The 13,533-nt window shown below is 61.4% G+C and carries 12 protein-coding genes; 5 read left to right on the top strand and 7 right to left on the bottom strand.

Annotated elements, in window-relative coordinates; genetic code table 11:
• Positions 1-19 precede the first annotated feature (19 nt).
• Positions 20-2,200 carry a xanthine dehydrogenase family protein molybdopterin-binding subunit gene (locus tag Q5Y75_RS11035; protein WP_306197214.1) on the bottom strand — a complete coding sequence of 727 codons (2,181 nt, stop codon included), beginning with the start codon at positions 2,198-2,200 and terminating at the stop codon, positions 20-22.
• 1 nt (position 2,201) lies between these two features.
• Positions 2,202-2,663: a (2Fe-2S)-binding protein gene (locus Q5Y75_RS11040; RefSeq protein WP_306197216.1), complete on the bottom strand. Its 462-nt coding sequence runs from the start codon at positions 2,661-2,663 to the stop codon at positions 2,202-2,204.
• A 140-nt stretch (positions 2,664-2,803) separates the two neighbouring features.
• Here Q5Y75_RS11040 and Q5Y75_RS11045 point away from each other — a divergent pair, with 140 nt between their 5' ends.
• Entirely contained in the window at positions 2,804-3,409 is a 606-nt protein-coding gene (locus Q5Y75_RS11045) for a TetR/AcrR family transcriptional regulator (RefSeq protein ID WP_306197218.1), read from the top strand.
• Positions 3,410-3,490: 81 nt separating this feature from the next.
• Here Q5Y75_RS11045 and Q5Y75_RS11050 read toward each other — a convergent pair whose 3' ends face one another.
• A complete protein-coding gene (locus tag Q5Y75_RS11050) occupies positions 3,491-4,258 on the bottom strand; it encodes an AraC family transcriptional regulator (protein ID WP_306197220.1) in 768 nt (255 codons plus the stop codon).
• 90 nt (positions 4,259-4,348) lie between these two features.
• On the opposite strand from Q5Y75_RS11050, the gene Q5Y75_RS11055 reads away from it, so the two are divergent.
• Positions 4,349-4,885 (top strand): peroxiredoxin-like family protein, encoded by a 537-nt coding sequence (locus Q5Y75_RS11055; RefSeq protein ID WP_306197222.1) that lies wholly within the window; start codon positions 4,349-4,351, stop codon positions 4,883-4,885.
• A gap of 4 nt (positions 4,886-4,889) precedes the next feature.
• On the opposite strand, the gene Q5Y75_RS11060 is transcribed toward Q5Y75_RS11055, so the two are convergent.
• Genes Q5Y75_RS11060 through Q5Y75_RS11075 form a run of 4 tightly spaced genes read right to left on the bottom strand, consistent with a single transcriptional unit; the run spans position 4,890 to position 10,445 of the window.
• The gene (locus Q5Y75_RS11060; RefSeq protein WP_306197224.1) at positions 4,890-5,630 is read right to left on the bottom strand and encodes a maleate cis-trans isomerase family protein; all 741 of its coding nucleotides are present in this window, start codon (positions 5,628-5,630) and stop codon (positions 4,890-4,892) included.
• Positions 5,627-6,691 (bottom strand): pyridoxal phosphate-dependent aminotransferase, encoded by a 1,065-nt coding sequence (locus Q5Y75_RS11065; RefSeq protein WP_306197226.1) that lies wholly within the window; start codon positions 6,689-6,691, stop codon positions 5,627-5,629. The genes Q5Y75_RS11060 and Q5Y75_RS11065 overlap by 4 nt, the downstream gene beginning before the upstream one ends.
• A complete protein-coding gene (locus Q5Y75_RS11070; protein ID WP_306197228.1) occupies positions 6,688-8,346 on the bottom strand; it encodes a hydantoinase B/oxoprolinase family protein in 1,659 nt (552 codons plus the stop codon). The genes Q5Y75_RS11065 and Q5Y75_RS11070 overlap by 4 nt, the downstream gene beginning before the upstream one ends.
• On the bottom strand, positions 8,343-10,445 hold the full coding sequence (locus tag Q5Y75_RS11075) for a hydantoinase/oxoprolinase family protein (protein WP_306197230.1): 2,103 nt from the start codon (positions 10,443-10,445) through the stop codon (positions 8,343-8,345). The genes Q5Y75_RS11070 and Q5Y75_RS11075 overlap by 4 nt, the downstream gene beginning before the upstream one ends.
• A 249-nt stretch (positions 10,446-10,694) precedes the next feature.
• Here Q5Y75_RS11075 and smpB point away from each other — a divergent pair, with 249 nt between their 5' ends.
• The 3 genes from smpB to Q5Y75_RS11090 all read left to right on the top strand — a co-directional run bounded on the left by smpB (position 10,695) and on the right by Q5Y75_RS11090 (position 13,283).
• Complete coding sequence (gene smpB / locus Q5Y75_RS11080) at positions 10,695-11,171, top strand: SsrA-binding protein SmpB (RefSeq protein WP_306197267.1); 477 nt, start codon at positions 10,695-10,697, stop codon at positions 11,169-11,171.
• A 73-nt stretch (positions 11,172-11,244) separates the two neighbouring features.
• Positions 11,245-12,099: a 3-mercaptopyruvate sulfurtransferase gene (sseA, locus tag Q5Y75_RS11085; RefSeq protein WP_306197231.1), complete on the top strand. Its 855-nt coding sequence runs from the start codon at positions 11,245-11,247 to the stop codon at positions 12,097-12,099.
• Positions 12,099-13,283, top strand: coding sequence for an amino acid aminotransferase (locus tag Q5Y75_RS11090; RefSeq protein WP_306197233.1), 1,185 nt, complete (start codon positions 12,099-12,101; stop codon positions 13,281-13,283). Before sseA ends, Q5Y75_RS11090 begins: the two co-directional genes overlap by 1 nt.
• Positions 13,284-13,533 lie beyond the last annotated feature (250 nt).

Consider the following 13,533-nt stretch of genomic DNA (forward strand, 5'->3'; position numbering starts at 1 on the left):
GCCGACGGTGCTGTTGGCGTTACATGAATTCCACGCCGTTATTGATCATCGGCAAGGCTGTGACCCGGAGCCCCGTCGCGGCAATCGCATTGGCCAGAGCCGGGGCCGAAGGCGGCGTGCCCGGCTCACCAACGCCGGTCGGCGGTTCGGTCGAGGGTAGGATATGCACCTCGATAGCGCCGATATCCCCGATGCGCAGCGGCTCGTAATCCGGGAAGTTGGATTGATCCACCTCGCCGTCCGTCAGCGTGATCTCGTCCCGCATGGCGTGACCCAGGCCGTAGCCGATGCCACCTTCCATCTGGGCCTTGATCACATCGGGGTTCACCGCGATGCCGCAATCGACCGCGCAGGTGACCTTTTCGATCTGCACGCCGGTGTCGGCGTCGCCCGATATCTCGACCACTTCCGCGACGTAGCTGTCAAAGGACTTGTGCACCGCGATGCCCTGCGTCCGGCCCTCGGCCGCCTTGCCCCAGCCACCCTTGTCTGCGGCCAGCTTCAGAACCCCGGCAATCCGCGCCTGATCCTTATCGCCGCCCTCCAGCAGAGCCAGCCGGAAATCGACCGGATCGCGACCGGCGGCCTTGGCGGCCATGTCGATCATGCTTTCCATGACATAGGCCGTATGGGTATGCCCCACCGAACGCCACCACAGAACCGTTGTCGCCTTGGCCACATCGGTCAGGCCAACAAACTGACCAGGGATGTTGTAGGGCGAATCCGGGACACCTTCGATCGAGCTGTGATCGACGCCGTCATGAACGATGAAGCTTTCGAACGGGGTGCCCTTCATGATCGACTGACCGGCGATCCGGTGGTCCCAGCCAACGATATTGCCGCTGTCGTCCAGCCCCACGCGTACCCGGTGGGCAAAAGCCGGGCGGTAATAGCCGCCGGTGATGTCATCCTCACGCGACCAGACCAGTTTCACCGGTCGGGTCCGGTCGGTCACCGCAAAAGCGAGCGCGGCCTCTACCTGATAATCCGCGTCAGGCGTTGCACGGCGCCCAAAGGATCCGCCGGCAAACAGGGTGTTGATCTGCACCTTCTCCATCGGCAATTGCAGGATCTGCGACAGCGCCATATGCGGGCCCGTGGGCATCTGACAGCCGTCATGCAGCAGGACACCGCCATCTGCGGTCGCCTCAATAGTGCAGGTCAGTGGTTCCATCGGGGCATGGGCTAGCAGCGGGAAGTAGAATGTCTCATCCAGCACTGTTGACGCACCGTCGATCCTGGCCGCGACTTCAGCCTGATCAGTGCCCGACACGTTATACTCCGGGTCGGCAGTCACGGCGGCGATCAACTGATCGCGGATCGCGTCCGAGGACCGCGCCTCGGCGGCCGAGAAATCCCACTCTACCGACAGTGCATCGCGCGCCTGCAATGCGGCCCAGGTGTTTTCTGCAAACACGGCAACGCTGGCCTTGTTGGGCAGTTCTGCGGCACGGATGAAGCCTTTGATGCCCTTGGCATCGGATTCGTCGAAGCTGGCGACAAGGCCGCCCATGCGCGGGCTATGTGCGATCACGACGACCATCTGATTGTCCAGATGCAGGTCCATCGCATACATGGCCGTGCCATTGATCTTAGGCGGCGTGTCCTTGCGGCGCACATTGGCGCTGCCAATCAGCCTGAACTCTGAGGGGTCTTTCAGGCGCGGCTCGGCTGCGGGCGTGATCCCGGCAGCGGCCCGGACAAATTCGGCCAGCGGCGCTTCGTGCCCGGCCCCCTTGATGACGCCGTCCTCTAGCGACAGCTCGGCCATATCGACATCCCAGACATTTGCGGCGGCTTGCAGCAACATGTCCCGCGCCGCAGCACCGGCTTGACGATACTGCATGAACGAGTTCGCCATGGCCGTCGATCCGCCCGTGCCCTGGAACGGACCAAAGAGCAAGTTGTTATAAGTCCCGGCATCGGAGGGCGCGAATTCATAGTCTACATCTTCGATGGGAACGCCCAGCTCCTCGGCGATCAACGTGGTTAGACCGGTCGCGGGTCCCTGTCCCTTTTCGAAATGCTTGACGATGGCGGTGACAGTCCCGTCAGAGCTGATCTTGACGAAGGGATTGAGCATAGCGCCATCCGCATTCGCTGCGGCGATGGCCCCGTCCGGGCGGGCCCCGACATAGAGAACGGCAACAGCGGCGGCCGCGCTTTTGAGGAACCCTCGGCGTGATGTGTTCAAGGTCATATCAGGCCTCCATGATATCGGATGCGCGCTGGATCGCGGCACGGATGCGTTGGTAGGTGGCGCAGCGGCAAGCATTGCCATCCATATAGAGGTCGATCTCTTCGACGGTGGGCTTGGCATTTTCGCTCAGCAACCCAACCGCCGACATGATCTGACCCGACTGGCAATAGCCGCATTGCACCACGTCCAGCTCGGTCCAGGCTTGCTGCACAGCGGCCGAGATATCACTGTTAAGGCCCTCAATGGTGGTGATTTCGGCATCTTCCACATCTTCGACATAGGTTTGACAGGACCGCACCGGCTCTCCATCCAGATGTACGGTACAGGCCCCGCAGGAGGCGACGCCGCAGCCGAATTTGGTGCCGGTCAGCTTCAGTTCATCGCGGATAACCCATAGCAAAGGGGTGCCCGGCTCGGCGACGACATCTCGTGTCTCGCCGTTCAATTTCAACGTCAGTGCCATGAGGGATCTCCTGTTCACGCTTGTTTCCCGCATCGGGTAAACTGGCAGGTTTACTCTACTTAAGAGATGCGCGACTGTAAACTCACAAGTTTACGCCGCCATTTGACCCATGCCGAAGCTTGGCCTTATAGGTGGAAGGTATGACAAGCTGCGACACTTTCAATGCGTTGAAGCACGCGCAGATCATTGATGCCGCCGTGGCCGAGTTCCAGGAAAAGGGCTTTGCCGCGGCCAGCATGGATCGCATCACAGCGCGCGCCCAGGTCTCCAAGCGCACGGTATATAAGTATTTCGAAAGCAAGGAAAAGCTGTACCAGTCGATCGTCCATCTCTTCTATGAGAAATTCGCCGACGCGCTGTGCATGGCCTACGACCCTGACCGCGACATCCGCGACCAGTTGACCGACCTCGCCCGGGCCGAAGGGCACCTGCTGACCTCGCCCGAGGTGATGGCCATCGCCCGGCTGCTTATCAGCGAAAATCTGCGCAATCCGCAACTCGCCGCGTCGGTTCAAGGCAAGATCGATTCGAAACGGGTCTTTGCCGAGATGCTGCGTGATGCGACTGCCGACGGGCAGCTTAGCGTAGATGAACCCGACGAGGCCGCCGAACAGTTCCTCGCTCTGCTCAAGGCCAAGGCCTTCTGGCCGGTGATCCTGGGGGGTGACATCCTGAGCGAGGCGCAAATGGCAAAGGTTGTGGAAAGCGCCGTCGAGATGATGATGAGCCGATATGGCACCACCTGAGTGCGGTTTAAATTGCGGGAGACGGTTTCGGCGCAAAGGTGGGTCACGACAAATATCTGATCGCAGCCACCCTCAGGGCTCTTAGCTGACTGGAAACGCGTCGTTTTGAGCGGCGGCCGCTTTCCTGATCTGGATCGGGGTCTGCCCATATTCCTGCGAAACCGCGCGGCTCAAGGCCTCGGGCGAACCGTAACAGTATCTGTTTGCGACCCGCTGCACACGGTCGCCCCTTTCGAGATCCTGTCGCGCAAGGGTCAATCGCCATCTCCGCAAATAAGCGAGCGGCGTGGTACCCACCGACCGGCGAAAAAGCTCGGCAAAGCGGCTGACCGACAGACCCGCCTCCTGCGCCAGAAGATCGACCCGCCAGTCATGCCCGGGCTGGTGATGGATCGCAACGATGGCCCGACTCAACCGGGAATCTGCCAGACCACCCAACAGGCCCACCTGCATCTCTCCCTGTTCGATCTGGCGACGCATCAGCCGGACCAGCAACACCTCGCCCAGCCGGTTTAGAACCGAGGCCGACCCGCAACGCGCGGCTGTTTGTTCGGCGAGAAGCAGATCAACTATCGCCTGCATCTCGAGGTCGTTGGTCAGGTCCTGGCGAACCTCATCAGGCAATGCCGCCAGCAACGGGTTCTGCGGCCCTCCCCATGTGACACGTGCGCTCAGCAAAACCGCACTTTTGTCAGGCTCTAGCAAGCCCAGTTCTTCCCCCGCGCTGTAGATCAGATATGCGGGGCGGCTGTTGCGCGCCTCTGCGATGATCACGAAATTCGCCTCCTCTATCGCACAGGAGCGCACGGAGAGGGTAAATCGCGACATGAGAGCAGAAAGGCGGTCCATGTTTCGGGGTCTTGATCATGTTTTTGATATTTTCCTGATCTTAACTTGCGCTATCTCCATCGGCAAGCCCCACTTACAGGAGACCAAAACATGCTGATGCCGCGCCAGAAAACCCCCGATCTGTCCGTCCCAACGCTGGACCATGGCCAATTCGATCTCGCCACGGACGGGTCGGACAAGGGAACCGTAATCTGTTTCTACCGCGGTCTGCATTGCCCGCTCTGCGCCACCTACCTTACTGAGCTAGAAAAGCGGGTAGACGATTTCGCGGAACGCGGCGTGAAGACCGTCGCTCTCAGTTCCGATGGCGAAGAGCGGACGCGTGAGATGGTCGACAAGATCGGCGCAACCAAGCTGCGCTTCGGCTATGATCTACCTTTGGAAAAAGCGCGGGAATGGGGGCTCTATATCTCGACCTCACGCGGCAAGACCTCGATCGGGATCGAGGAACCGGCGCTGTTTTCCGAGCCGGGCCTGTTCATGGTGACCCCGCAGCAGACGCTTTACTATGGCTCAGTTCAGACCATGCCGTTTGTACGGCCGCATTTCTCGGAACTCGTGGGCGCGCTGGATTTTGCGATTACCAACAATTATCCCGCGCGGGGCGAGTACGAAGGGGCCGTCTGAACCGTCACAGACACTCAAACAACCGCCCCGGCAGCGTAGAATGCCGGGGCAGGCCCAGCGCCCGCATCACGCAGAACATCATCGCCTGATTGGAGGTGACGACCGGTTTGTCCAGGGCCTCCTCAATCATTTCGACCACTTCAACCGACCGCATATCGGTGCAGGAGAGGACAATCGCCTCTGCCTGCGCGTGATCGGCCCGAAGGGCCAGGTCGTGAATCTCAGCAGGCGTCAATTCGCCCTGCCCGTAATTGCCAAGCGCACGGCCGATATCAGCGCAGCGTAATGTGCCTATCCCTTTGCTTTCCAAAAAACGCACCGCCTGCTGATTGATCTCGCCCAGATAGGGCGAAGAAAACCCGATGCGCCGAACCCCCAGCGCCTGAAGCGCGGCAACAAGCGCACCGGCGGCTGTCACACATTTTGCCTGACAGGTATCAATGATGGATTTCGCCAGTTTAGTGTCGAATGTCGGTCCGTGAGACAGGGTAGCGCTGGTGCAGCCATAGAGCACGATATCCGGGCGCACCCCCGCGATCATCCGCAGATCATGGCTGATATCAGAGGCGCCCAGTCCGGCCATCTGGTCCGATCCGGGGATCTCATCCACATCATACCCACCCATACGCTGGGCATGCAGCGTCGTGCCCGGCACCCGCATCCGCATCAGGTCCGGTTCAAGATTGGTGTTGGTGTAGGGCACCAAAACCCCGATCCGCGCCAATCCCCGGTTTTCAGCGGTCATGACAATGCCTCCTTCAAAATGGACAGCGCGCGCTCCATCACCGCTGCGTCGCAGATCGTGGCCCGCAGGCAGTCTGGCAGGCCATAACCCGCCATGCCGCGCATCAGCAGACCGGCGCGCCTGAGCGCCTGATCGACCTCCGCCGCCTGATCAACGCTGCCGAACCTGAGCAGAACAAAATTCGTATGGCTGTGCGGCACGTCAAGTCCGAGCGCGCGACAGCGACTAGCAAACGGGTTGCGGATGGCTTCGGTTCTACGCACGATCTCTTGCATATGCGCCCGGTCGCGCATCGCCGCCGCGGCCATCATCTGCGATACGGCGGCGATGTTGTTGGGGTTGAGCAGTTTGCGAACCTGCGCTGCAATAGCGGGCGGAAAACAGCCCCAGCCCACCCGCGCGCCCGCCAGCCCGTAGGCCTTTGAAAACGTGCGCAGGATCACCGTATCGCCGCGTTGTGCCAAAGCAAAAATCCCGGAAGGGTCATTGGACGCATCGCAAAATTCGGCGTAGGCCTGATCAACCACCAACAGCACATGCTCCGGCAGGTCGGCGCGCAGGCGCAAGACCTCGACACTCGGCACCATCGTGCCAGTTGGGTTCCCCGGATTGCAAAGAAGAACCACGGCCACATCCGGGGTTACATTATCGAGGATCGCGTCGATCGACACGGTCAGCCCCGATTCCGGCACTTGCCGGTAAACCGCCTGCGCCTGCAACGCGGCGGAGGCCACAAACGCATAACCGTATTCGGTGCCCAAAACCGCGCGGCCATCACCCGCATAGGCCCGGATCAGACAGCCGGTCAATTCCATCGATCCTGCGCCACACAGGATCATATCAGGGTCTAACTGGTGTGTTTCCGCAATTGCCTGGCGCAGATCAACCCAATCGGGATCGGGGTAAAGCTGCGTTTGCGTCAAGGCGTCCTGGGCGGCGGCCAGCGCCTTCGGGCTTGGAGGAAAGGCGCTTTCATTTTGCGCCATCGAGATCAGATCGCCGCCGAGATCGGCAAGCGTATATGGGGCCATCGCGGCCACATATGGAACCGGGCAGGTCATTTCTTACCCCCTTCGTAATCGCGCCTCACCCCCGCTTCGGTGACTAGCCCGCGCTTCAGATCAAGCGCGATGGCGTCTGCATCGCGCTTGTCGGGTGGGCCAAACCCGCCGCCGCCGGGGGTCTCGAAGATCAGGTGATCCTCGGGTCCGACACGCAGCTCGCATTTGCCAGGGATGTCTTTGGTTGCGCCGCGCAGGCGAATGCGGCCCGCTGCGCCCGGATGCCCGCCCGCGCGGCCCAGAGCCGGGTGTTTGAGACGTTCGACCGACAGAAACACCAAAAACGGCGCACCATTGGCCGAGGACATTTCGATCCGCTGCCCCAATCCGCCCCGATAGGTGCCTGCACCACCGGAATCTGGACGCAACTCGCGCGCCCAGATGGTGACCGGGGCGACCGCTTCGGTGATCTCGACCTGCGAGCCATAAACACCCGAGGGATAGGCGGTGGTCGACAGGCCATCCGCATAGGGCCGCGCGCCGGTACCACCATTGTGGACCGGCTCGATGGCAAAGCTGCGTCCACCCGCCCGCGCCACCTCGGGCGTATGCCGCATGGGTAGATCGAACATACAGGAGGCGCCTTCGGCGGGAACCAGATCGGGCAGCGCCTGATGCAGACAGCCAAAGACCAGATCGGGCGTCAACTGCCCCAGCGTATGGCGCATAGCCACCGGCGCGGGCCGCTGCGCGTTCAGGATGCACCCGGCGGGACCATCAACGGTGAACGGTGCCAGCGAGCCTGCATTGTTGGGAATGTCCGGCCCGACAATGCAGCGCAGCGCAAAGACCGTATAGGCCGTCGCGTAGTTAAGCGGCACGTTGATGCCCTTGCCAGAACAGCCCGACGTCCCGGTGAAATCCACATGCATGCCAGTGTTAGAGACTGTCAGTGTGGCATGCAGCTCCAATTCGCTCTCATAGCCATCGGTCCGCAACACATTGCGATAGACCCCGTTCGGCACGTTTGCGATGGCCTCCAGCGTGCCCCTCCTGGAGGTATCGATGATATAGCCCCCCAGTTCCTCCAGATCGTCGAGGCCGAATTCCTCCATCGTCTCGACCAGACGGTTTGCCCCAGCCTCGCAGCAGGCGATCAGGGCATAGATATCGCCTTCATTCGCTATAGGTTCCCGGCTGTTGGCGCGGATGATCTCCATCAGGTTCGCGTTCATCGCGCCTTGCGACACCAGCCTGCAGGGCGGGATCAGCAGCCCCTCGTCATAGATATCCGACCCTTCCGGCCCCATGCCCAGCCCACCCAGATCGACCAGATGCGAGGTACAGGCGGTGAAGCCGACCACCCCGCCCTGCCGGAAGGCGGGCATAAGCAACAGAAAGTCATTCAGATGCCCGGAGGCCAGCCACGGGTCGTTGGTCATGTAGATGTCGCCCTGTTGCATCTGCGCGGTGGGAAAGCGCCGCATCAAGTGTTTCACCGCCTCGGCCATCGTGTTGATATGGCCCGGCGTTCCGGTTACCGCCTGCGCCAGCATCCGGCCCCGCGCATCGAAAAGCCCAGCCGAGATATCACCGCATTCGCGCACAATCGGGCTGAAGGCGGCGCGGATCAGGGTTTGGCCCTGCTCCTCGACCGCGGCCAGAAGGCGGTTCCACATGACCTGCAACCGTGCGGGGGAATGGGCGTTTGTCATGCAACACCTCCTGTCGGGCGGCGGGTCAGCACCAGATTGCCCATCGCATCGACCTGCGCGGTGAAGTCGCTGGACACAAGGGTCGTGGTCTGGGGCTCAGTGATCAGCGCGGGGCCGTGCAGTAGATCTCCGGGCCGCAAGTCAGCGCGGGCGACATGTGCGGCCCGTTGCGGTGTTCCATCCAGGTCGCTGGTGATCCACGTGGTTTCCTCGCATGAGTAGTCTCTAAGCATTGGGATTTTACGGATAACTTTTGCGGCCGGGCGATCGGTGAACACCCGCACCGACCAGTTCAGGATTTCGATCGTCATCCCCGGCACCGGCCTGGAAAACTGCCTGCTGTATTCGCCCTCGAAAGCAGAGATCAGGTCAGGCAGATCGGTATCGGTCAGGGCATGGTCCGGCAGCGCGATCTCGATTTCATGACCCTGCCCGCCATAGCGCATGAAGGCGCTGCGTTGGGTGGTCCGCATAGCCTCTCCCGCGCCTTGCGCAACGACAGCGCCTGCTTCGGCCATCATCTCGTCAAACAGCTTATTGATCTGCGACAGGTCCATACTCTCAAGATGCGCGTATCGGGATCGCACGATTTCAAACGAGACTGGCGCGAACAGGAAGCCGACTGCGGACCCGACGCCAGGGTTGGGCGGAATCAGGATGCGTGTCACCCCAGCAGAGCGCGCGACCCGGCCGGCATGCAGCGGTCCGTTGCCGCCAAACGCAATCAATATACGGCTGCTCAAATCCTTGCCCGATTCCACAGCATGCATCCGCGCCGCCGAGGCCATGCTTTCCTGAACGATGCGACTGACCCCATCTGCGGCCTCGGTCACCTTCAGATCAAGCGGTGCGCCGATCTGATCCGCAAGCGCTGCGCGCGCCGCCGCCGGGTCAATCGCGATCCGCCCCTCGGCGAAGCCTTCGGGTCGCAGGAACCCCAATTCGATATCGGCATCCGTCACCGTGGGGGCGATGCCGCCACGCCCGAACGCCGCAGGACCAGGCTCTGATCCAGCGCTTTTGGGACCAACTGTCAGCCGTCCCAGCCGGTCGACCGCGGCGATGGAACCACCCCCGGCGCCGATCTCGATCATCTCGATCACCGGGATACGCACCGGCATGCCGGAGCCTTTGATGAAACGCGCCGCGCGCCCGATCTCGAACTGGCGCGCGCTTTGCGGCTGCGCCTTGTCGATCAGGCAGAGCTTGGCCGTGGTTCCGCCGACATCCAGCGACAGAACCTGATCCAGCCCGGCTTGCGCCGCGATATGAGCAGCGAGCACCGCACCGCCTGCCGGTCCGGACTCGACCAGCCGGATCGGAAATCGCCTAGCCGTTTCAAGCGTGCACATCCCCCCGCCTGCCGTCATCATCAGGATGGGACATTGCAGCCCTTGGGCCTTAAACAGAGCCTGCAATCGATCCAAATAAGAGGCCATTAGCGGCTGGATATAGGCATTTGCCACGGTGGTGCTCAGCCGGTCGAACTCGCGCGCTTCGGGGCTGACATCGGATGAGATCGAGATCGTCAGATCGGGGCGCTTTGCCCGCAGCAGCGCGCGCAAACGGTGTTCGTGGCTGGGGTTTGCATAAGAATGCAGCAGACAGATCGCCACCGCCTCGACCCCGCTTGCCTCCAGCTTCTTCACCAAGGGATCGACCGCCGTCTCGTCAATCGGACGCAACACTTTGCCATCGACGGCCATGCGCTCGGGGATCGTGAAGGCCCGGTCGCGGGGCACCAGAAAATCGGGCTTCTCCAAGCTTAGGTCATATTGTGCATAGCGTCTCTCATAGGCGATCTCCAGAATGTCGCGAAAGCCCTCGGTGGTGATGGTGGCCACCCGTGCCCCGCGCTTTTCGATCAGCGCATTGGTGGCCAGCGTGGTGCCATGGATGAATCCCGACAGATCGCCAAGGTCATGCCCAGCCTGCGCCAGCACATGTTGCGCGCCTTGCATCGCACCTTCGGCGGGGTTGCCATGGGTCGTCAGCGTCTTGGTCGCGCCAACGATCCTGTCCTCTCCGGAAACCAGAACCGTATCGGTAAAGGTGCCACCGATATCGATGGCCAGCCGCAGCCTTGGGGAACCCGTCATTTGCATTTCCAACTCTTGCCGTCATCCGTCACGCTCAAGGGCCTTTGGCCCGCAGAGCGGTTCAGGCGACGAGGTCGCAGCCGGTGGCCCGGCGATCCAGTCTCTGAGGAATATGCAAATGGGTCATGAGGCCAGCCTGTCAGCCCGAACCACCCGCCGCTTGCCAATTTGCGACCTGAGCAGGCCGAAACCACCCCCGGATGCGACATGGCTTGCACCCGAGGGCAAGCCCGCCTAAATCTGCGCCCCATGGCCAAGCAGAAAACAGACCCCAACTATAAGGTGATCGCCGAAAACCGGCGCGCGCGCTATGATTATGCGATCGAGGACGACATCGAATGCGGCATCATGCTGGAAGGATCCGAGGTCAAATCGCTGCGCGCGGGGGGCTCGAACATCGCCGAAAGCTACGCAGCGGTGGAAGAGGGCGAGCTGTGGCTGGTGAACTCCTATATCGCGCCTTATGAGCAGGCCAAGTCGTTCAAACATGAGGAACGGCAGCGGCGCAAACTGCTTGTCTCGCGCAAAGAGCTGTCCAATCTGTGGAACGCCACCCAGCGCAAGGGCATGACGCTGGTGCCTCTGGTGCTCTATTTCAATCACAAGGGCATCGCCAAGCTGAAGATTGGCATCGCCAAGGGTAAGAAAACCCATGACAAGCGCGAAACCCAGGCAAAACGCGACTGGTCGCGTCAGAAGCAGCGTTTGCTCAAGGATCATGGCTAGTCCGGGCTGATCACGCCTTGCGTGAGAGTACCCGCTTGTATAAGCCCAATTTGCGGCAACGGCGGAGGCTCTGATGCAGGACGATCCGAAAACTCTGGTATCCACCAACTGGTTGGCGGCGCATCTCAAGGATCCCGACCTGCGAGTGCTGGACGGGTCCTGGTACCTGCCGCAACAGGGCCGCGATGCCCAAGCCGAATATCAGGAGGCCCACATCCCCGGCGCGCGGTTTTTCGATATCGACGATATTTCCGACCGACGCTCCGACCTGCCGCACATGGCCCCGCCAGTGGAAAAGTTCATGTCCCGCCTGCGGGCCATGGGCGTCGGGGATGGCCATCAGGTGGTGGTCTATGACGGTGCCGGGCTGATGTCTGCGGCGCGGGTCTGGTGGCTGTTCCGGCTGATGGGCCAGATGAATGTCGCCGTGCTGGATGGCGGATTTCCCAAATGGCAGGCCGAAGGCCGCGAGATCGAAGATCTGCCGCCGGTGGTGCGCGATCGGCACATGACCGTGCGGGTTCAGAACCACCTGATCCGCGATGTGACGCAAGTGTCTGCCGCCGCCAAGCTGCACGATCACGAGATCATCGATGCCCGCCCCTCGGGTCGCTTTGCGGGTACAGACCCCGAACCGCGCGAAGGGCTGCGCGCGGGCCATATTCCGGGATCACGCAATGTGCCGCATACCCTGCTTTTGAATGCAGATGGCACGATGAAAACGCCCGAGGCCTGCCGTGCCATCTTCGAAAGCGCCGGCGTGGACCTCAAGAAACCCGCGATCACAACCTGCGGGTCGGGCGTGACCGCCGCCATCCTGTCGCTCGCGCTGGAGCGGCTCGGCAAGTCCGACCATTCCCTTTATGACGGCTCCTGGGCTGAATGGGGGGCCTTCCCCACCCTGCCCGTCGCAACCGGAGAAACCTGATGTTCGAAAACCTCAAGCCGCAGCCCGCCGACAAGATTCTGGCGCTGATGCAGATGTATCGCGAAGACCCCCGCGACCAGAAAATCGATCTGGGCGTTGGTGTCTACAAGAATGCCGAGGGCATCACACCGGTGATGCGCGCGGTCAAGGCCGCTGAACAGAAGGTCTGGGAAGAGCAGGAGTCAAAAGCCTATACCGGCCTTGCTGGCGATCCGGCCTATTCGGACGCAATGATCAACCTGATCCTCGGCGACGCTGTGCCGCGCGCCAATATCGCTGCCGTCGCCACGCCAGGCGGCACCGGAGCCTGTCGGCAGGCGTTTGAGCTGGTGCGCTTGGCCAACCCCTCGGCACGGATTTTCGTATCGAACCCGACCTGGCCCAACCATGTCTCGATCCTGAACTATCTGGGAATGGAAATGGTGGCCTATCGCTATTTCGATGCCGAGACGCGCGGGGTGGATTTCGGTGGCATGATGGAAGACCTGAAACAGGCTCGCCCCGGCGATGTGGTCCTGCTGCATGGCTGCTGCCACAACCCGACCGGTGCGAACCTCAACCTGGTGGAATGGCAGGCGGTCGTCGATCTGATCAACGAACAGGGCCTGATCGCGATGATCGACATTGCCTATCAGGGCTTTGGCGATGGGCTGGAGGAAGACGCGGCAGCGACGCGGCTGGTCGCCTCCTCGGTCAAGGAATGCCTGATCGCGGCAAGCTGTTCGAAGAATTTCGGAGTCTACCGCGAGCGCACCGGCCTACTGATGGCGATCAGCCAGGATGCAGGGCAGGTGGGTCTGAACCAATCCACGCTCGCCTTCCTTAACCGCCAGAACTATTCCTTCCCGCCCGATCACGGTGCGCGAGTGGTGACCACGATCCTGAATGACGCCGATTTGCGTGCCGACTGGCAGCAGGAGCTGGAAGAGGTCCGTCTCTCGATGCTGGGCCTGCGCCAGCAACTTGCCGATGAATTGCAGCGCCTGTCCGGTTCGGACCGGTTCAGCTTTATCGCGCAACATCGTGGCATGTTCTCACGTATCGGAGCGGCGCCGGACCTGGTCGAGAAACTGCGCCTTGAGCATGGCATCTACATGGTTGGCGACAGCCGCATGAACATCGCAGGCCTCAACGTGCAGACGGTACCAATCTTGGCCCGGGCGATTGTCGATATCGGGATTTGAGAGACGAGCTAGAAATGGACCGTGAAAAACCTGTCCGTTGTCAGGTAATTGTCTGACACCAGCGCCAATTGGGCGGTTGAGGTCGATTTGTTAAGCGAGGGTTTCTGGCACATCTTAACCACCAAGGAGTGGAGGTGAGACAGAAACCCGGAACGCGAACGAGCCGAGGCGAAAGGGTTTCCACCCGAATACAATCCGACAGTGCCCCACGACTGCGTCTTTTGCGTTTCCTTCACGCTGTAGAACGGCC

It is taken from the genome of Ruegeria discodermiae (assembly GCF_030758345.1).
Classification (GTDB): Bacteria; Pseudomonadota; Alphaproteobacteria; order Rhodobacterales; family Rhodobacteraceae; genus Ruegeria_C.